The 18,490-nt window shown below is 61.9% G+C and carries 16 protein-coding genes; 9 read left to right on the forward strand and 7 right to left on the reverse strand.

What is annotated here, in order from left to right; genetic code table 11:
• Positions 1-55 precede the first annotated feature (55 nt).
• From IB249_RS19240 to IB249_RS19270, 7 genes are all read left to right on the forward strand, one after another.
• Complete coding sequence (locus IB249_RS19240) at positions 56-1,714, forward strand: Na/Pi cotransporter family protein (protein ID WP_192307285.1); 1,659 nt, start codon at positions 56-58, stop codon at positions 1,712-1,714.
• Positions 1,715-1,889: 175 nt separating this feature from the next.
• The gene (locus IB249_RS19245; RefSeq protein ID WP_192307286.1) at positions 1,890-3,269 is read left to right on the forward strand and encodes a M16 family metallopeptidase; all 1,380 of its coding nucleotides are present in this window, start codon (positions 1,890-1,892) and stop codon (positions 3,267-3,269) included.
• 92 nt (positions 3,270-3,361) lie between these two features.
• Positions 3,362-4,390, forward strand: coding sequence for a DUF5924 family protein (locus IB249_RS19250; protein WP_192307287.1), 1,029 nt, complete (start codon positions 3,362-3,364; stop codon positions 4,388-4,390).
• 54 nt (positions 4,391-4,444) lie between these two features.
• Complete coding sequence (locus tag IB249_RS19255) at positions 4,445-5,593, forward strand: ABC transporter permease (RefSeq protein WP_192307288.1); 1,149 nt, start codon at positions 4,445-4,447, stop codon at positions 5,591-5,593.
• Positions 5,590-6,393, forward strand: a complete 804-nt coding sequence (locus IB249_RS19260; protein ID WP_192307289.1) for an ABC transporter ATP-binding protein — start codon at positions 5,590-5,592, stop codon at positions 6,391-6,393. The genes IB249_RS19255 and IB249_RS19260 overlap by 4 nt, the downstream gene beginning before the upstream one ends.
• 1 nt (position 6,394) lies before the next feature.
• Positions 6,395-7,333 carry an MlaD family protein gene (locus IB249_RS19265; RefSeq protein WP_192307290.1) on the forward strand — a complete coding sequence of 313 codons (939 nt, stop codon included), beginning with the start codon at positions 6,395-6,397 and terminating at the stop codon, positions 7,331-7,333.
• Positions 7,330-7,953 (forward strand): ABC-type transport auxiliary lipoprotein family protein, encoded by a 624-nt coding sequence (locus IB249_RS19270; protein WP_192307291.1) that lies wholly within the window; start codon positions 7,330-7,332, stop codon positions 7,951-7,953. Before IB249_RS19265 ends, IB249_RS19270 begins: the two co-directional genes overlap by 4 nt.
• 29 nt (positions 7,954-7,982) lie before the next feature.
• Here the strand turns inward: IB249_RS19270 and IB249_RS19275 are convergent, their stop codons facing one another.
• The 5 genes from IB249_RS19275 to IB249_RS19295 form a co-directional block, all read right to left on the reverse strand.
• The gene (locus IB249_RS19275; protein WP_192307292.1) at positions 7,983-9,212 is read right to left on the reverse strand and encodes a nucleoside recognition domain-containing protein; all 1,230 of its coding nucleotides are present in this window, start codon (positions 9,210-9,212) and stop codon (positions 7,983-7,985) included.
• Positions 9,213-9,383: 171 nt separating this feature from the next.
• Positions 9,384-10,715 (reverse strand): glutamate/aspartate:proton symporter GltP, encoded by a 1,332-nt coding sequence (gltP, locus tag IB249_RS19280; protein ID WP_192307293.1) that lies wholly within the window; start codon positions 10,713-10,715, stop codon positions 9,384-9,386.
• A 709-nt stretch (positions 10,716-11,424) separates the two neighbouring features.
• Positions 11,425-11,889, reverse strand: a complete 465-nt coding sequence (locus IB249_RS19285; protein WP_192307294.1) for an inhibitor of vertebrate lysozyme family protein — start codon at positions 11,887-11,889, stop codon at positions 11,425-11,427.
• A gap of 2 nt (positions 11,890-11,891) precedes the next feature.
• Positions 11,892-12,056 carry a DUF1328 domain-containing protein gene (locus IB249_RS19290; RefSeq protein WP_003177151.1) on the reverse strand — a complete coding sequence of 55 codons (165 nt, stop codon included), beginning with the start codon at positions 12,054-12,056 and terminating at the stop codon, positions 11,892-11,894.
• A 78-nt stretch (positions 12,057-12,134) separates the two neighbouring features.
• A complete protein-coding gene (locus IB249_RS19295) occupies positions 12,135-12,422 on the reverse strand; it encodes a hypothetical protein (protein WP_192307295.1) in 288 nt (95 codons plus the stop codon).
• Positions 12,423-12,855: 433 nt separating this feature from the next.
• Here IB249_RS19295 and algB point away from each other — a divergent pair, with 433 nt between their 5' ends.
• On the forward strand, positions 12,856-14,202 hold the full coding sequence (gene algB, locus IB249_RS19300; protein WP_192307296.1) for a sigma-54-dependent response regulator transcription factor AlgB: 1,347 nt from the start codon (positions 12,856-12,858) through the stop codon (positions 14,200-14,202).
• Between the two features lie 10 nt (positions 14,203-14,212).
• A complete protein-coding gene (locus IB249_RS19305) occupies positions 14,213-16,000 on the forward strand; it encodes a KinB sensor domain-containing domain (protein WP_192307297.1) in 1,788 nt (595 codons plus the stop codon).
• A gap of 6 nt (positions 16,001-16,006) precedes the next feature.
• Here IB249_RS19305 and IB249_RS19310 read toward each other — a convergent pair whose 3' ends face one another.
• On the reverse strand, positions 16,007-17,620 hold the full coding sequence (locus IB249_RS19310; protein ID WP_192307298.1) for an EAL domain-containing protein: 1,614 nt from the start codon (positions 17,618-17,620) through the stop codon (positions 16,007-16,009).
• Between the two features lie 76 nt (positions 17,621-17,696).
• A complete protein-coding gene (locus IB249_RS19315) occupies positions 17,697-18,479 on the reverse strand; it encodes an N-acetylmuramoyl-L-alanine amidase (RefSeq protein ID WP_192307299.1) in 783 nt (260 codons plus the stop codon).
• Positions 18,480-18,490 lie beyond the last annotated feature (11 nt).

Consider the following 18,490-nt stretch of genomic DNA (forward strand, 5'->3'; position numbering starts at 1 on the left):
TCGCGCGGCACCGTCAACTTGCTCCTTTGGGGCGCTACCACCACAGGGGGCCCGTATGCTCACCCTGCTCAATTTGCTTTCTGCCGTTGCCTTGCTGATCTGGGGCACGCACATCGTCCGAACCGGCATTCTGCGGGTCTACGGTTCCAATCTGCGCCATGTGATTGGCCGCAACATGTCCAAGCGCTGGCTGGCCTTTCTCTCCGGGATCGCGGTCACGGCCATGGTCCAGAGCAGCAACGCCACGGCGATGCTCGTCACCTCTTTCGTCGGCCAGGGCCTGATGGCACTGACGCCGGCGCTGGTGACCATGCTCGGCGCCGATGTCGGTACTGCGCTGATGGCGCGGGTGCTGACCTTCGACCTGTCCTGGCTGTCGCCGCTGCTGATCTTCCTCGGGGTGATTTTCTTCCTGTCGCGCAAGCAGACCCGCCTGGGCCAGATGGGCCGCGTGGCGATCGGCCTGGGGCTGATCATTCTGGCGCTGCAACTGATCGTGGAGGCGGCCGACCCCATCACCCACGCCAAGGGGGTGAAGGTGATCTTCGCCTCGCTGACCGGCGACATCCTGCTCGATGCCCTGATGGGCGCACTGTTCGCCATGATCTCCTACTCGAGCCTGGCGGCGGTGCTGCTGACCGCGACCCTGGCCGGAGCCAAGGTGATCAGCCTGCCGGTCGCCCTTGGCCTGGTCATCGGCGCCAATATCGGCAGCGGCGTCCTGGCGTTCCTCAGTACCAGCATGCAGAACCCCGCCGGACGTCAGGTGGCCCTGGGCAGCCTGCTGTACAAGTTGATCGGTCTGTTGCTGATCATCCCGGTGCTCGACCCATTGGTGCACTGGATCGACAGCCTGGATTACAGCCCGCAGGAAATGGTCATCGGTTTCCACCTGCTCTACAACACGGTGCGTTGTCTGATCCTGTTGCCCACGGTGTCGCCGATGGCCCGGTTCTGTGCCTGGGTGCTGCCGGAGACGCCGCAGATCAATGGCACCGCCAAACCCCGGCACCTCGATCCGACCGCGCTGGTCACGCCCAGTCTCGCGCTGGCCAATGCGTCCCGGGAAACCCTGCGCATGGGGGATCTGATCGACCACATGCTCGAGGCCATGCTCGATGTGTTGCAGGGCAAGCAAAGCGCTGTGACCCAGGAAATGCGCCGCCTGAGCGATGATGTGGAAGCGCTGTACAGCGCGATCAAACTCTATCTGGCGCAGATGCCCCGCGAGGACCTCAGCGACCAGGACAGTCGGCGCTGGGCGGAAATCATCGAGTTGGCAATCAACCTCAAACTGGCCAGCGACCTGATCGAACGCATGCTGCGCAAGGTGCAACAGCAGAAAACCTCCCAGCGCCGCTCGTTTTCCGAAGTGGGCCTGGAAGAGTTGGCAGGGTTGCACAGCCAGCTGATCGTCAACCTGCGCCTGGGATTGTCGGTGTTCCTCAGCGCCGACAAAGAAAGCGCCCGTCAGTTGTTGCGCGAGAAACGGCGCTTCCGTGCGCAGGAACGCCGCCTGGCCCACGCGCATGTCAGTCGGTTGCAGCGCAAGATCGTGCAAAGTATCGAGACCAGTTCGCTGCACCTGGAAATGATCGCCGACATGAAGCGCCTGAACTCACTGTTCTGCGGCAGTGCCTATGTGGTGCTGGAAAACTCCGACACCGGCGCGCTCGCGGTAGACGATTTGGCTGACATCACACATTCGCCTTGAACGTCTGGCACAGTGATCAGTCAGTAGCTTGGGTTCAGCCTGATGGCCCTATCGCGAGCAGGCTCGCTCCCACATGGGTTCTGCGGTGTCCACAATACCCTGTGGGAGCGAGCCTGCTCGCGATCGGGGGCTGACTGACGAAACGGATCTGCGACTGATTGCCTGGAAGCTCCTTATGCGTTGTCTGTTGTTCGCCTGCCTGTTGTTGGGCTCATTCCCGTTGCTTGCCCTGGACCGCTTCCAGGTCGAGGGCTATACGCTGCCCAACGGCCTGCAATTGCTGCTCAAGCCCGGCAACGAGCGCGGTCACGTGGCGATTCGGCTGGTGGTCGGCGTCGGCCTCGATGATTTCAGCTGTGCCGACAAAGAGTTGCCGCACTTGCTTGAGCACCTGCTGTTCAGCGGCATCGACGCCACCGGCGAAGGTGGGCTGGAAGAACGCATGCAGGCGCTGGGCGGTGAATGGAATGCCTACACCAGCAACGCCGACACCACATTCGTCATCGAGGCCCCGGCGAAAAACCAGCGCAAGGTCCTCGATCTGCTGCTGGCCCTGCTGACCCAGACCCGCATCGACGACAACGCGATCAGCGCCGCCAAGAAAGTGGTCGAACGCGAGGACGGCGGCCATTACACGCACCTGCAGCGCTGGCTGGACCGGCAGGACCTGGGCCACACGGCGAGCAATCAACTGGCCGTGGAACTGGGCCTCAAATGCCCGGAGCGGGCCGAAGTCGATCACCTGACCCGCGAGCAACTGGAGGCGGTCCGCAAGGCCTGGTACGCGCCGAACAACATGACGCTGGTCATGGTGGGCGATCTGGAACGCCTGCTGCCGGCCTACCTGGAACGGGCCTGGGGCGCGCTCGAAGCGGTTGATCCGAGCGAACACCCGCCACTGCCGGTGATCCTGGCCAGCGCGGCACATGAACGCACGTTGAGTCGCGGGCTGGTGGGCGACTCGGCCAAACTGCACTGGCTGGTGCCGGAACCGGTGCTGGACGATGTGAACGACGCCACCTTCGACTTGCTCAAGGATTACCTCGACTGGGCGCTCTATCGCCAGTTGCGCCTGGCGCATAGCCTGTCCTACGGCCCTTCCGCCGAGCGCGAGGTGTTTGGCGGTGTGGGCTTCATGAGCCTCAACGCCGACCTCGAACGTGGCGATGTGCCCGAGGCCACGCAGGCACTGGACGCGTTGAAGGCCGGCTTGCTCAAGGATGGCCTCGATGCGGACACCTTCAACCGCCTCAAGCAGGCCGCCATCGCCCGCCAGGCCTGGGCCGTGCAAGGCAACAGCGCGCTGGCCGACTATTACTGGAGTGCACTGGGCAACTATGAAGAGGGTCGATTCGCCGACCCTGCCAGGGAGTTGCAGGGGGTGACACTGGTGCAGGCGAACAAGGCCATGCGTGAGTTGCTGATGCAACCGGGCTACCTGCGGATCGAGAAACCGTTGCTCGGTGACGACTCATTCCTGGGAACGGTTGGCGCTGTACTGGGCCTTCTGGTGTTGACCCTGCTGGGTTGGCGCTGGCATCGAAGGACGCGCTGAACGGTCGCCGCTGCCACAGGATCGACTCGCCACACCGGCTCCCGGGCGGTAACCTGTCGGGGATTTTTCCCACGACTACTGTGAATCGCCGAATGCCTACCCTGACCTTGTTCGTACAGCGCATCCTCGAATTGATGAAGCGCTACCCAGGGGTCATTGCGCTCGGTGGTTTCATCTCCGGGGTCGCCAGTTTCATGCTGGTGGATCGCCAGCAAGGGCTGGCGACCTGGATCACCGTCATCATGGTGCTCAGCTGGATCTGGCTGATGCTGGAAAACAGCCTCACCCGGCTGTTCACCCGCGTCTTCAAGCGGGAAATCCCCCCGCCTTTACTGCGTTATGCAACGCAGATGATCCACCAGGAAAGCCTGTTCTTTGTCCTGCCGTTCTTTTTCATCACCACCACCTGGAACAGCGGCCAGTTGTTTTTCACCGGGCTGCTGGGCCTCGCCGCGCTGATTTCGATCACCGACCCACTCTATTACAAATGGCTGGCGCCACGGCGCTGGGCGTTCCTGGCGCTGCACACGCTGACCCTGTTCGCCGCGCTGCTGACCGCCCTGCCCGTCATCCTGCACCTGACCACCTCCCAGAGCTTCAAGCTGGCCCTGGGCACGGCCGTCATCCTGTCGTTCCCGAGCCTGGCGTCGATCTTCCCGATCCGCACGGTGCGCAACGCGCTGGCGATCCTGAGCATCACGGTAGGCATTGGTGGCGTGGGCTGGGTGCTGCGCTCCTGGGTGCCGCCGGCCACACTGTGGATGACCGACGTGGCGATCAGCACGCAGATGCAGGACCGCACGCCCGGCGACAGCCTGGACGAAGTCAGTGCCGAGCAGATCCGGGGCGGCGGACTCTATGCCTACACCGCGATCAACGCGCCGCGCGGACTGGACGAGCGGATTTATCACGTCTGGCAATTCAACGGCAAGGAAGTCGACCGCATCGCCCTGGACATCCACGGCGGGCGCAAGGAAGGCTACCGCGCCTGGACCCACAAGCAGAATTTCCCCGGCAACCCGGCGGGCAACTGGCAGGTTCGTGTGTTGACCGAGGACGGGCAGTTGATTGGCGTGCTGCGTTTCAAGATCACGGACAGCACACCGACCAAAGAAAAGTAACGTGGTTCGTGCTATTACGTAGCTCTGCGTAACAGCCGAACAAGCACGGAGCTTATGACCAGCAGCACGACACCCGGCAGTGCCCTCCTGGACACCTCGCACACCCCTGCGCAATTGCGGGTGGTGGGCGACTGGACGCTCGCCCATTACGCCGTCCTCAAGGACCTGAGCGAAAAGCTGCGCGGGCAGTACGACCACAACACCCACATCGACCTCAATAGCCTGGGTGCGCTCGACACCGCCGGTGCATCGCTGCTGGTGGAGCTGCTCGGTTCGGAGCGCCTTGGCCGATCCGCCGAACACCCCGACTGCACCTTGTCCTCCGCAGACCGTGCGCTGTTGCAGACGGTGTATTGCTCGATGACCGATTTTTGCGTGCCGATCAAGGAACCGGAAATCAGTGTCGGCATTCAACTGCTGACCCGCATCGGCCGTGCGGTGGATGCGGTCTGGCAGGACACCCTGCAGCTGCTGGGCTTCGTCGGCCTGATTCTCGAAACCCTGGTGCGTGGGCTGTTTCGTCCCTGGCGCTGGCGGATCACGCCCATGGTGGCCCACATCGAACAGACCGGTCTGGATGCGGCGCCGATCGTCGCCCTGCTGACGTTCCTGGTGGGCGCGGTAGTGGCGTTCCTTGGCGCAACCGTGCTGGCCAACTTTGGCGCGACGGTCTTCACCGTGGACCTGGTGGCGTTCTCCTTCCTGCGCGAATTCGCCGTGCTGCTGACCGCGATCCTGATGGCCGGCCGTACGGCCAGTGCCTTCACCGCGCAGATCGGCTCGATGAAGGCCAACGAAGAAATCGACGCCATCCGTACCCTGGGCCTGGACCCCATGGAGTTGCTCGTGGTGCCGCGGGTGCTGGCGCTGCTGGTCTCGCTGCCGATGCTGACGTTCCTGGCGATGCTGTCGGGAATCGTCGGCGGTGGCGTGGTGTGTGCGGTGTCCCTGGATATTTCCCCGGCGATGTTCCTGTCGCTGCTGCACTCCGACATTGGTGTGCAGCACTTTCTGGTGGGGATCGTCAAAGCGCCGGTCTTCGCATTCCTCATCGCCGCGATTGGCTGCCTGGAAGGCTTCAAGGTCAGCGGCAGCGCCGAGTCTGTCGGCGCGCACACGACGTCCAGTGTGGTGCAATCGATTTTCGTGGTGATCGTGCTCGATGCCGTGGCCGCGCTGTTTTTCATGGAGATGGGCTGGTGAGTCGTCTACCCCGAGCGCCCTCCGAGGCGGTGATCGAAGTCCGTGGGCTGTGCAATCGCTTCGGCCGGCAGAGCGTGCACGAGAACCTCGACCTGGATTTGTACAAGGGTGAAATCCTCGCCGTGGTCGGTGGTTCCGGCAGCGGCAAATCGGTGCTGCTGCGCAGCATTGTCGGCTTGCGCCAGCCCAGCGAAGGCCTGGTGAAGGTGTTTGGCAAGAACCTGCCGGCCCTGTCCGAGCACGAACGTTCGCTGGTCGAGCGGCGGTTTGGCGTGCTGTTCCAGAAAGGCGCGTTGTTTTCTTCGCTGACCGTCACCGAGAACGTCGCCCTGCCCCTGATCGAGCACGCCGGCCTCAGCCGCGACGATGCCGAGCATCTGGCGGCGGTGAAACTGGCACTGGCCGGCTTGCCGCTGTCCGCTGCGGACAAGTACCCCGCTTCGCTGTCCGGCGGGATGATCAAGCGCGCGGCGCTGGCCCGGGCCCTGGCGCTGGACCCGGACATCCTGTTTCTCGACGAACCGACCGCCGGCCTCGATCCGATTGGCGCGGCGGCCTTCGATCAATTGATCCTCACCCTGCGCGATGCGCTGGGCCTGAGTGTGTTGCTGATTACCCACGACCTCGACACCCTCTACACCATCACCGACCGCGTGGCGGTGCTGGCGCAGAAGAAAGTGCTGGTGGCGGGCGCCATCGATGTCGTCTCGGAAACCGACGATGCGTGGATTCACGAATATTTCCACGGCCCCCGGGGCCGCGCAGCGTTGACCGCTGCTCAACAGTTGAAAGAGGTCTGACATGGAAACCCGAGCCCATCATGTGTTGATCGGCCTGTTCACGGTGATCGTGGTGGCAGGTGCCCTGCTCTTCGGTCTGTGGCTGGCCAAATCCAGTGTCGACACCGAGTTCAAGGACTATGAGGTGGTCTTCAACGAGGCGGTCAGCGGCCTGTCCAAGGGCAGCTCGGTGCAGTACAGCGGAATCAAGGTCGGCGATGTGGTGGCCTTGCGCCTGGACCCGAAAGACCCGCGTCGGGTGCTGGCACGGATTCGCCTGGGCGGCGATACCCCGATCAAGGAAGACACACAGGCCAAGCTGGCGCTGACCGGGGTCACCGGCACGTCGATCATCCAGCTCAGCGGCGGTACACCGCAGAGCCCTGCGCTCAAGGGCAAGGACGGCGAGCTGCCGACCATCGTCGCCTCGCCCTCGCCCATCGCGCGCCTGCTCAATGACAGCAACGACCTGATGAGCGGCGTGAACATGCTGATGCACAACGCCAACCTGCTGTTCTCCAGTGAAAACGTCGAACGCATCGGCAAGACCCTGGAACACCTGGAACAAACCACCGGCACCATTGCCGAGCAGCGCGGCGACATCCGCCAGGCCATGCAGCAACTGGCGTCGGTCGGCAAGCAGGCCAGTGTCATGCTGGAACAGACATCGACGCTGATGCGCAATGCCAATGGCTTGCTCAACACCCAGGGCAAGCAGATGTTCGGCAGCGCCGAGCAGGCCATGAAGTCGTTGGAACAGAGCAGCGCGACCATCAATAAATTGCTCAGCAGCAATCAGGATTCACTCAACAACGGCATGCAGGGCCTCAATGGCCTGGCGCCTGCGGTGCGGGAATTGCGTGACACCCTCACGTCGCTGCGGGCCATCTCCCAGCGCCTGGAAGCCAACCCGAGCGGTTACCTCCTGGGCACTGACAAGAACAAGGAGTTCACGCCATGAAGTTGAGCCACATTGCCCTCCTCGGCGCCCTGGCGTTGACCAGCGCCTGCTCGATCCTGCCCAAGGCCGAGCCGGCCGATGTGTATCGGTTGCCCTCGTCCCAGAGCAGCGCAGTCGCCGGCCACGGCACTGCGCAACCCTGGTCGCTGCGCCTGACCAAGCCGCAGGCCAGCGAGGCGTTGAACAGTCGCAACATCGCGGTGATCCCCCAGGGCGACCTGATCAGCAGCTACAAGGCATCCCGCTGGAGCGATCCGGCCCCGGAGCTGCTGCGCAATCGTCTGCTCGATGGGTTTCAGCATGACGGCCGGGTGTCGTTGTTGAGCACCGACGACAGCAACTTCCAGGCCGACCTGGAGCTGGGCGGTACACTGCAAGCCTTCCAGACCGAGTATCAGGGCACGACGGCCAGCGTGGTGGTGCGCCTGGATGCATTGCTGGTGCGCGGCTTCGACCAGCGCATCCTTGCCAGCCGCCGCTTCGAAGTGCGCCAGCCGCTGCACGACGTGAACGTGCCATCGGTGGTCACCGGGTTTGGCCAGGCGAGTGATCAACTGACAGCGCAGGTGGTGGGCTGGGCGGTGGAGCAAGGGCGCAAGGTTGCGCCAGCGCGACCGTAAAACCCTGCAGAGATCAATGTGCGAGCGGGTTAGCCGAAGAACCAGTAGCAAACCCCGATGGCGCCGAGCACCCCGGCCAGCTCCGCCAGCAACGCACACCCCACTGCATGCCTGGCGCGCTGAATCCCCACCGCACCGAAATACACCGCCAGCACATAGAAGGTCGTCTCGGTGCTGCCCTGAACCGTCGCTGCGACCAGCGCCGGGAAGCTGTCCACGCCTGAGGTCTTCATGGTTTCGATCAGCATGGCCCGGGCAGCGCTGCCGGAAAATGGCTTGACCATGGCCGTCGGCAGCGCGTCGACGAAACGCGTGTCCCAACCGGCCCATTCCACCAGGTGGCGAATGCCGTCGAGGCCGAAGTCCAGCGCCCCGGAAGCACGCAGCACGCCTACCGCACATAGCATCGCCACCAGATAGGGCAGCAGGTTCTTCGCCACGTCGAAGCCTTCTTTCGCGCCTTCGACGAACGCTTCGTAGACCTTGACCTTGCGCAGTGCACCGATGAGCAGAAACAGCATGATCAGCCCGAACAACGTGAGGTTGCCAAGGATCGACGACAGGCCCGCCAGCGCGGTGGCCGACATCGTTCCCAGCAACGCCATGAAGCTGCCCAGCATGAGCGCGCCGGGAATCAGGTAGGCCAGCACCACCGGATCCCAGACCCGCAGGCGTTGCATGAAGGCCACGGCCAGGAAGCCGACGATGGTCGAGCAACTGGTGGCCAGCAGGATCGGCAGGAACACCAGCGTCGGGTCAGGCGCGCCTTGTTGCGCGCGGTACATGAAGATGGTGACCGGCAGCAGGGTCAGGGAAGAGGCGTTGAGCACCAGGAACAGAATCTGCGCGTTGCTGGCGATGGTGGCGCTGGGATTGAGCTCCTGCAGCGCCTTCATGGCCTTGAGGCCAATCGGCGTGGCGGCGTTGTCCAGGCCCAGGCCGTTGGCGGCGAAGTTCAGGGTGATCAGGCCAATCGCCGGGTGGCCGGGCGGCACTTCCGGCATCAAACGCAGGAACAAGGGGCCCAGCGCCCTGGCCAGCCATTCGACGATCCCGGCTTTCTCGGCGATCCGCAGGAAGCCCAGCCAGAGGGTGAGGGTGCCGAACAACAACACCATGACCTCGACCGACAACTTGGCCATGGCGAAAATGCTCTCCACCATCGCCGCAAAGATCCCGGCGTTGCCACCGATCAGCCACTGCGCCAGCGCCGACACGGCCGCCACGATGAAGAAGCCAAGCCACAGGCCATTAAGCATCAGTCAATCCCCCCAAAGATGCGCGAATGATAGCGGGGCGGCCAGAAACGACAAACCCCGGATTGCTCCGGGGTTTGTCAGCGCGATGTACACCGATCATTGTGGCAACGAGCCCGCCCGCGAGGAGCGCATTCGATTGATGCGCCGCTGTCGCGAACAGGCTCGTATGGATCAATTGCCGACGGTTTCGCCCATTGGCAATTTTTCCTTGCTGCGCCAGTGCGGCAGGGAGTTCCAGTAGCGCTGGCCCTTGGCGTCGTCGTACATGCCTTCCCAGCGCGCGATGACCAGCACGGCCAGGGCGTTGCCGATCACGTTCAGGGCGGTACGCGCCATGTCCATGATGCGGTCGACACCGGCGATGAACGCCAGGCCTTCGAGCGGGATGCCAACGCTGCCCAGGGTTGCCAGCAGCACCACGAAGGACACACCCGGAACGCCGGCGATGCCTTTGGAGGTGACCATCAGCGTCAGCACCAGCAGCAGTTGCTGGCTGATCGACAGGTCGATGCCATAGAGCTGGGCAATGAAGATGGCAGCGATGCTCTGGTACAGGGTCGAACCGTCGAGGTTGAACGAGTAACCGGTCGGCACCACGAAGCTGCAGATGGCTTTCGGCGCACCGTAGGCTTCCATCTTCTCGATCACGCGCGGCAGCACGGTTTCGGAGGAGGCGGTGGAGTAGGCCAGCACCAGCTCATCCTTGAAGATGCGCATCAGTTTGATCACCGAGAAGCCGAACAGGCGAGCGATCAGGCCCAGGACCACGAAGGCGAAGAAGATGATCGCGACGTAAACCAGGATCACCAGCTTCGCCAGTGGCAGCAGCGAAGCGAAGCCGAAGTTGGCCACCGTGACCGCGATCAGTGCGAAAACGCCGATCGGGGCGTAGTTCATGATCATGTGGGTGACCTTGAACATGCTTTCCGACACGCCCTGGAACATCGTGACCAACGGATCGCGCAGTTCCGGCTTGAGGCTCGACAGGCCGAGACCGAACAGCACCGAGAAGAAAATGATCGGCAGCATCTCGCCGCGGGCCATGGCCGCGAAGATGTTGGATGGGATCAGGTTGAGGATGGTTTCGATGAACGCATGTTCATGCTGCACTTCGGCGGCGGTGGCCTGGTACTTGGAGATGTCCACCGTGCCCAGGGTGCTCATGTCGATACCGGCGCCCGGGTGGAACAGGTTGGCCAGCAGCAGGCCGACCACGATGGCGATGGTGGTGACGATCTCGAAGTAGACGATGGTTTTCAGGCCGATGCTGCCGAGTTTCTTCGCATCGCCGACACCGGCGATCCCGACGACCAGCGAGGAAATGACGATCGGGATCACGATCATCTTGATCAGACGGATAAAGATATCGCCCGCCGGTTGCAGGACGTTGCTGATCCACCAGGCCTTTTCGGCACTGAAATGGTTGAGCAGCGCACCGATTGCAATCCCCAACACCAGACCGATGAGGATCTGCCAGGCGAGGCTGAGCTTTGCCTTCTTCATATCTTTACCCTTACTTCAGTTTGACTCGGACTGATGCGCAAACTGGACCGCTCGTGGCGAAAAAGTCGTGTGCATCCGCCCCCGTATAAGGTGCCCCGGAGCGTTTTTATGGCTCTCTGGCAGCTGAAAAAAGGCGCAACTATTCCGATGCGAGGATGCGGCGTCTAATGCCGTAAACGACTACCCCATGCCGAATCGGCATGAGGTTTATGTGCCAAAAGCGACGTCGCAAATGGTTCGAAGGTGACATTTCGGTTAATGAAGTGCCGTGAACCGGTCATCTCCGACGAGATTGGATGTTTTTTGATCAGTTGGGTAATGGGTTTTTCGAGGAATAATCCGACAGCGAGTCGCGACAAAACGCCGCGAAACAAGGTGTGTTTTTCTCGATGTACGGTCACGCGTCAAATGCTGGAAAAGCAGTTTCCGGCAGAGGATGGGAAAGGAGAGGGTAACGCAGCGAAATGGAACGGGTCGCCTTGGCAGTCGATCGACCCTTCAAGCTCTTCGCAAGCCCGTCGTGCCATGAGCGGACGACGAACTTGCGTAGCAGCTTTTTCCTGACCCGGCCCTTGCGCAGGCACTCCCTGTACCCGTAGGTCACTCCGCCCCTGAAACAGGCAGAACGTCCCGGCCCCCTGGTCATGCGTCGGCCTTCCTCAGGCGACGCAGCAGAGAGAAGCAATGCTGCTTCTTTCATGTGACAAATTCAGTACCAGTTCGGGTCTTTCTTCAGTTGCTCCATCAACAGGTCCTGCATGCCCTGGTCAGGTTTGCCGAGAAAGCGGTAATCGGCACGTCGCGTCGGCGACTTGTCGGCCGGCAGCCCTGCAGGCACCTGGACCAGCATGGCATAGGCGTCCTTTTTGTCGAAGCTGACGGCCACGATCAGGCGATTGCTCTGGCAAGTGCTGCTGGATTCGCAGAGCGGACCCACCAGGTATTTTTCGCCGTCCTCTTCCACTGCATTCATTTGCTCGGCGTTACCGGACAGGTTCATCACCCATTCCGGCAGGCGTTCTTCCTTTTCCACCGCGCTTTGCCAGGTGTCGTGAAACTGCGGGTCCGCGCTCAGCAACTCGTTGACCCGGGTCTGGCCATCATTGGCAGCCATCGCGAAGGCGCTGCCGCCCAGAAGCAGGGCGGCTGCCAGCGTTTTGAGTGAAACGTTCATCGTCAACCCCGGCCACGACGGCCAAAGAAGAACGAAGCAATGAACATCACCAGGAACACGACAAAGAGAATCTTGGCGATACCCGTGGCGGTGCCCGCGATACCACCGAAGCCCAGTACTGCAGCGATGATGGCAATGATCAGGAATGTGATTGCCCAGCTCAACATGGTGATTCTCCTTACGCTTCTATTTAAAGGTACTGCGGTGATGCAGTTGTCGGCGCAGAGGTGCGCCAAGTTCGTTTGTCAGAACACCCAGCGCTCCTGAGGTGGCATTTCATCCAGGGGCTGAGCCTGGTCGACGTCCATCATGCGCATGGGAGCGCTGTCGGCAGGGGTGCTGTGCACGGCGCTGAAGTGGGTCTGGACCGGATACTGAAACGACACGCGTGGCGCTTCTGGCTGCTGGCTCTGCGTCCAGCGCTGGAACTGCTGGCCGCCGATCAGGGTGATCAGCAGCGCCAGGACCGCGAACAGGCCCTGCTGGATATGCAGTGGCGAGATACGCAATTGGGCGGCACGTTGGCGATTCATCCTGAAGCTCCTCCCACACGGTGGTGATTGTTATTGGGGGGCGTTCGGTTTGCCCCGGATACAACGACTATTGCAGTCGGCATGCCACTTTTTTTGAATGAAAAAATTCAATTAAATCAATGAGTTAAAAATGATAAAACCTGAGGGTCGGACGCATCCTGCACGATGGCCTATTGAGGGTCGTGCGAAATGCACGATAATTTCGTAGGAGCTTTCTTGTTTTTTTTGAATTGCGCAGAGGACGCCGATGTCTGAAAGGAAGGCGGATCAGCCTGAAATTCAGCTAGACGATAAAAAACAACAGAATCAGGCGATTAGCCTTGGCGTGAGTAGATAGTTACTCCGTTGTGGTCGGAATCGGCCAGAATCAACCATGCAACTTGCCCGATTTTTCTGGGACTAACCAAGATCATTCTTTAAGGAGCGTAGGAAAATGGAATCTGCCACCGAGCATCAGGGCCGCATTCTGCTGGTGGACGACGAGTCCGCCATCCTGCGAACGTTCCGGTATTGCCTCGAAGACGAGGGCTACAGCGTCGCCACTGCCAATAGCGCGGCGCAGGCTGACGCGTTGCTGCAACGCCAGGTATTTGACCTGTGTTTCCTCGACCTGCGCCTCGGTGAGGACAACGGACTCGATGTACTGGCGCAAATGCGCATCCAGGCCCCGTGGATGCGGGTGGTGATCGTCACGGCGCACTCGGCCGTGGACACTGCGGTCGACGCGATCCAGGCCGGCGCTGCGGACTACCTGGTCAAACCGTGCAGCCCCGATCAGCTGCGCCTGGCGACCGCCAAGCAACTGGAAGTGCGGCAGCTGTCGGCGCGCCTCGAAGCGCTGGAGGGTGAAGTCCGCAAACCCAAGGACGGCCTGGATTCCCACAGCCCGGCCATGAAAGTGGTGCTCGAGACGGCCCGCCAGGTGGCCAGCACCGATGCCAACATTCTGATTCTTGGCGAGTCCGGCACCGGCAAGGGTGAGCTGTCCCAGGCCATTCACGGGTGGAGCAAACGGGCGAAGAAATCCTGCGTCACCATCAACTGTCCGTCGCTGACGGCCGAATTGATGGAAAGCGAACTCTTCGGACACAGCCGTGGCGCCTTTACCGGTGCCAGCGAAAGCACCCTGGGACGTGTCAACCAGGCCGACGGCGGGACGCTGTTTCTCGATGAGATCGGCGATTTTCCCCTGACGTTGCAACCCAAGTTGCTGCGTTTCATCCAGGACAAGGAATATGAGCGGGTCGGTGATCCGGTCACGCGTCGCGCCGACGTGCGCATTCTGGCGGCCACCAACCTCAACCTCGAAGACATGGTGCGTGACGGGCGTTTCCGTGAGGACTTGCTCTATCGCCTGAACGTCATCACCTTGCACCTGCCTCCGTTGCGTGAGCGTCGGGAGGACATTCTGAACCTGGCAGACCGTTTCCTGGCGCGCTTCGTCAAGGAATATGCGCGTCCGGCACGAGGTTTCAGTGACGAGGCCCGTGAAGCGTTGCTGAGCTATCGCTGGCCGGGGAACATCCGGGAGCTGCGTAACGTGGTGGAGCGGGCGAGCATCATCTGCCCGCAGGAGCGGGTCGAGATCAGTCATCTGGGCATGGCCGAGACACCGGTCAACAACGCGCCGCGCATTGGCGCTGCACTGAGCCTGGATGAACTGGAGAAGGCCCACATCGGCGCTGTGCTCGCCACCGCCGGTACCTTGGACCAGGCCGCCAAGACCCTGGGAATCGATGCATCGACGCTGTATCGCAAGCGCAAGCAGTACAACCTGTGAGTAAGGGTCGATGAAACTGGCGATGAAGTTGCGTACTCGGCTGTTCCTGAGTATTTCCGCACTGATCACCGTCGCGCTGCTGGGTCTGTTGCTCGGGCTGGTCAGCGTGATGCAGATGGCTGGAACCCAGGAAGCGCTGGTGCGCGACAACTTCGTCACCCTGGACCTGGGCCTGAAATTGCGTCAGACCCTGGGCGACCAGCTGATTCTACTGATGGGCGACAAGCCCGACCCCGTGGCATTCGAAGCGTCCAAGCAGCGCTATTTTCAACTGCTGGAGGAGGGCATCGCCCATGATCAGGGTGGAGGGCGCCAGTACGGTTTCCAGCAGGCCAAGAACGATTACCTGGATTTTCTCCAGGCCTTGGGTCGGTCGAGCGATCCATCCCATGTATTGAGTGGCAACGAAGACCTCACCGGAAAATTCAACGTGCTGCGCAACGGGCTGATCACCGAGCACAAGCACGCGCTGGAGAACATCAATGACATGCAGCGCCAGGCCCGGGAGCGGGCGCTGTTGATTGCCGGGCTGATCGGTCTGGTGGGCCTGGCAGTGTTGATCATCGGCTTCGTCACCGCGCAGGCCATCGCCCGGCGTTTCGGTGCGCCCATCGAAGCCCTGGCCAAGGCCGCCGACAATATTGGCCAAGGCAACTTCGAGGTGACGCTGCCCGTGACCTCGGCGGTCGAGATCAATCTACTGACCAAGCGCTTCGGCCTCATGGCCGAGGCACTGCGTCAGCACCAGGCTACCAATGTCGACGAACTGCTTGCCGGTCAGCAACGGTTGCAGGCGGTGCTCGACAGTATCGACGACGGCCTGTTGATGATCGATCGCGATGGCCATCTCGAACACCTCAACCCCGTGGCACAGCGTCAGTTGGGTTGGGATCTCGAGAGCCTGGGTAAAGGTCTCGGCGCGGCGCTTGGCCGCCCGGAGCTGGACCAGCAACTGCAACTGGTGCTGCGCGGCGGCATGCTGGAGCGGGTGCCTGAGGATTTGAGCATCGAGGTCGATGGCGAGTCGCGCGTGCTGACGTACAGCCTGACGCCGGTCAGTCATACCCAGGGCCATATCCTGGGCGCTGTGATGGTGCTGCATGACGTCACCGAGCAGCGCGCCTTCGAGCGGGTGCGCAGCGAATTTGTCTTGCGTGCATCCCATGAATTGCGCACGCCGGTGACCGGGATGCACATGGCGTTCGGGCTGTTTCGCGAACGTGCACATTTCCCTGCGGACTCGCGGGAAGCGGATCTGCTGGACACCGTAAACGAAGAAATGCAGCGTCTGATGCAGCTGATCAACGATCTGTTGAATTTCTCCCGTTATCAGAACGGCCTGCAGAAGCTCACGTTGGCGCCGTGTTCCATCGAGGATCTGCTGGAGCAGGCCCGCGCGCGATTTGCCGACGCGGCGCAAGCGAAGGGCATCGACCTGCAGGTGGAACTGCAGGGGCCGTTGCCCTGGTTGCAGGCCGACCAGCCGCAGCTGGACCGGGTGCTGGACAACCTGATCGACAACGCCCTGCGCCATACCGGCACCGACGGCCAGATCCGCCTGCAGGCGCGACGGCATGCCGAGCGCGTGATCATCAGCGTCGAAGACAATGGTGAGGGCATTGCCTATGGCCAGCAGGGGCGGATCTTCGAGCCGTTCGTGCAGGTCGGGCGCAAGAAGGGCGGCGCAGGGCTTGGCCTGGCGCTGTGCAAGGAAATCGTGCAGTTGCACGGTGGAAGGATGGGGGTTTACTCGCGTCCGGGGCAGGGCACCCAGTTCTACATGGCGCTGACCGTCTGATCCGCTTCAGGCTTCGTCATCGATGCGCCGGGCGGCCAGGCGCCGACCTCGGGTAATCAGCTCGATGAACTGCACGGCGCTCAGGGCATGGGCGAACAACCAGCCCTGGCCGAACTTGACCCCTTCACTGCTCAGGAATGCGGCCTGGGCTTCATGCTCGATGCCTTCGGCAATCACCTTGAGCTGCAGGGCCTGGGCCATGTGGATGATGTGCGGTGCCACGCCGCTGCTGGCGGCGTCATGCCCCAGCGCATCGATGAACGCCTTGTCGATTTTCAGACAGTCCACCGGCAGGGTCTGCAGGTACGCAAGGCTGCAATAGCCGGTGCCAAAGTCGTCGATCAGCACCTGGTGCCCGACATCGCGTAGCGCCTGGAGGTTTCCACGGGCGATCTCCACGTCGATCAGGCCGCGCTCGGTGACTTCAAAGGCGATCTGCCTGGCGGCCACACGATGCAGGGTCAACAGTCGCGCCATCACTTGGCCGATGCGCGGCACCATCACATCACAGGCCGCCAGGTTGACCGAGATGTACAGCTGCGGATTGGCCCGCAGCAAATGACCCAGTTGCTCGAGCAGGCGTTGCAGGACGAAATCGGTCATCTGGCGGATCTGTCCGGTGTTTTCCGCCATCGGAATGAATAGGTCGGGGCTGGTCAGGGTGCCGTCGGGCCGGCGCCAGCGCAGCAACGCTTCGGCGCCGACGCAGTGGCGGTTGTCGAGGTTGAAGATGGGTTGATACAACACCTGCAACTCCCCGCGTCGTATGGCGCCGGCGAGCTCGGCATCCAGCGACTGGCGCTGGCGCACCAGCAGAAACACCATGAACCCCACAAACAGCCCGGCTATCAGGCTGGCCGGCCCCAGCCACCACCACGCGGTGGGTACATGCCGGCCAGTACGCGGGGTGATCAGCACCCATTGGTATTCGGGGCTGTCGGTGGGCATGCGATAAATGAGACGAGTCTGGGTCACTTGCAGGGCATCGCGACTGTCCGGTGGCCAGGCTTCGGTGGGAGGCCAGGCCTGCGCCGTGCCCAGGACCGGAATGGCTCGCTTGCCGTGATCCAGCACCACCAGAAGGCTGCTGCCCGGCGACAGGTCGACCATGTCGGTCAGGTGCCCGCGGGACGTGGCGACGCGAAAGTTGCCACGCCCGAGCATCAGCGCAGCGCGGTTTTCATCGGGTTCGGTGGAGGTGTTCAGCCAATAGCTGTAGGCCGGGTCCTTGATGTCCGGGGGGCGCACCATCGACGGGCCTTCCTGGCGCGGACGGTTGGAGCAGAGCCGCGAACCGTCCATGAACGCAGCTTCGTAGACGAAACGGTAGTTGAAGGTGACCTGTTGCAGGGTGGCGATCATTTCGTCGCTGCACATGCGCAGGGGCTGGGCTTCAAGGTCATCCAGGCTTTCGCGCAATTGCCCGAACAGTTGCTCCAGGCGCGCCAGAAAGCGCTCGCCTTGCGCGTTCATTTCAAGGCTTTCGTTCTGCTCGATCTGATTCAGCGCCACGAACATGCTGCCCGTCATCAGTAATATTGTGCTCAGGACAGCAGCCAGCGTCGCCAATAACCAGGGGCGATAAAACCAGCTACGAAGCGTCTCTCGAGCAGCAGGCATATGGGCATATCCGAAGGATTACCAATGAGTTATAGCTGCTGATTGAGAAAAAGCGCTGACCGTCGGGCGGGCGTCATTATTTTGTCTGATTCAGCACCTGGAGAAGCGCCGCCGTTTGCGCGTCGGGCTGGCCGTCGAAGCGTGACGGACGGAAATGCATCTGGAAGGCAGCGATCACATGATGGGTCGCGACATCCAGCTCGCCAGTTTGTGGCGTGGCATAGCCCAGGCGAGCCAACTGACCCTGGAACCAACTGATGCTCGGCAGTTGTGCGTCGAATTGCGCTTGCTGGCGCGCCACCGCCTGCTCGTTCGGCCAGACGCCCAGACCTTCGGCCGCCAGGCGTTTCCAGGGAAAAAGGGGGCCGGGGTCGAGTTTGCGCAATGGCGCGATATCGCTATGGCCAATGATGCTGCGTGGGTTGATGGCGTAACGTTGGCTGATGTCCTTGAGCAGAACGATCAGCGACTGCACCTGGGCTTCACTGTAGGGATACCAGAGGCGCTTGCCATCCGACATCTCCTTGAATCCGGGGTTGACGATCTCGATGCCGATGGAGCTGGAGTTGAGCCACGTACGGCCCTGCCACTCGCTTTCGCCCGCATGCCATGCCCGCAGGCTTTCATCCATCAATTTGTAGATGGTTGCGTCCTTGTCGTCGCCGATCAGGTAATGGCTGCTGACTTCGCCGTGAGTCAGCAGTTGCAGTGAACGTTCCAGGGACGCAGAGGTGTAATGCACCACCACGAACTGAATGCGGCTGTCGTGATTGGCGGAAGGGTGGCTGGTGTCGAACCGGGGGCCACTGGTGCACCCGGCCAACAGGATCAACGACACGATGAGAGCAAGAAATTTCATGGCAAGAGGCA

The organism is Pseudomonas sp. PDM04 (assembly GCF_014851765.1).
Classification (GTDB): domain Bacteria; phylum Pseudomonadota; class Gammaproteobacteria; order Pseudomonadales; family Pseudomonadaceae; genus Aquipseudomonas.

What these genes read in the sequence shown, in the direction of transcription:
- IB249_RS19255 (WP_192307288.1), top strand. Translation starts at nt 4,445, where the DNA reads ATGACCAGCAGCACGACACCCGGCAGTGCCCTCCTGGACACCTCGCAC.
- IB249_RS19310 (WP_192307298.1), bottom strand. Translation starts at nt 17,620, where the DNA reads ATGCCTGCTGCTCGAGAGACGCTTCGTAGCTGGTTTTATCGCCCCTGG.
- IB249_RS19295 (WP_192307295.1), bottom strand. Translation starts at nt 12,422, where the DNA reads ATGAATCGCCAACGTGCCGCCCAATTGCGTATCTCGCCACTGCATATC.
- IB249_RS19285 (WP_192307294.1), bottom strand. Translation starts at nt 11,889, where the DNA reads ATGAACGTTTCACTCAAAACGCTGGCAGCCGCCCTGCTTCTGGGCGGC.
- gltP (WP_192307293.1), bottom strand. Translation starts at nt 10,715, where the DNA reads ATGAAGAAGGCAAAGCTCAGCCTCGCCTGGCAGATCCTCATCGGTCTG.
- IB249_RS19270 (WP_192307291.1), top strand. Translation starts at nt 7,330, where the DNA reads ATGAAGTTGAGCCACATTGCCCTCCTCGGCGCCCTGGCGTTGACCAGC.
- IB249_RS19240 (WP_192307285.1), top strand. Translation starts at nt 56, where the DNA reads ATGCTCACCCTGCTCAATTTGCTTTCTGCCGTTGCCTTGCTGATCTGG.
- IB249_RS19265 (WP_192307290.1), top strand. Translation starts at nt 6,395, where the DNA reads ATGGAAACCCGAGCCCATCATGTGTTGATCGGCCTGTTCACGGTGATC.
- IB249_RS19305 (WP_192307297.1), top strand. Translation starts at nt 14,213, where the DNA reads ATGAAACTGGCGATGAAGTTGCGTACTCGGCTGTTCCTGAGTATTTCC.
- IB249_RS19290 (WP_003177151.1), bottom strand. Translation starts at nt 12,056, where the DNA reads ATGTTGAGCTGGGCAATCACATTCCTGATCATTGCCATCATCGCTGCA.
- algB (WP_192307296.1), top strand. Translation starts at nt 12,856, where the DNA reads ATGGAATCTGCCACCGAGCATCAGGGCCGCATTCTGCTGGTGGACGAC.
- IB249_RS19245 (WP_192307286.1), top strand. Translation starts at nt 1,890, where the DNA reads ATGCGTTGTCTGTTGTTCGCCTGCCTGTTGTTGGGCTCATTCCCGTTG.
- IB249_RS19315 (WP_192307299.1), bottom strand. Translation starts at nt 18,479, where the DNA reads ATGAAATTTCTTGCTCTCATCGTGTCGTTGATCCTGTTGGCCGGGTGC.
- IB249_RS19275 (WP_192307292.1), bottom strand. Translation starts at nt 9,212, where the DNA reads ATGCTTAATGGCCTGTGGCTTGGCTTCTTCATCGTGGCGGCCGTGTCG.
- IB249_RS19250 (WP_192307287.1), top strand. Translation starts at nt 3,362, where the DNA reads ATGCCTACCCTGACCTTGTTCGTACAGCGCATCCTCGAATTGATGAAG.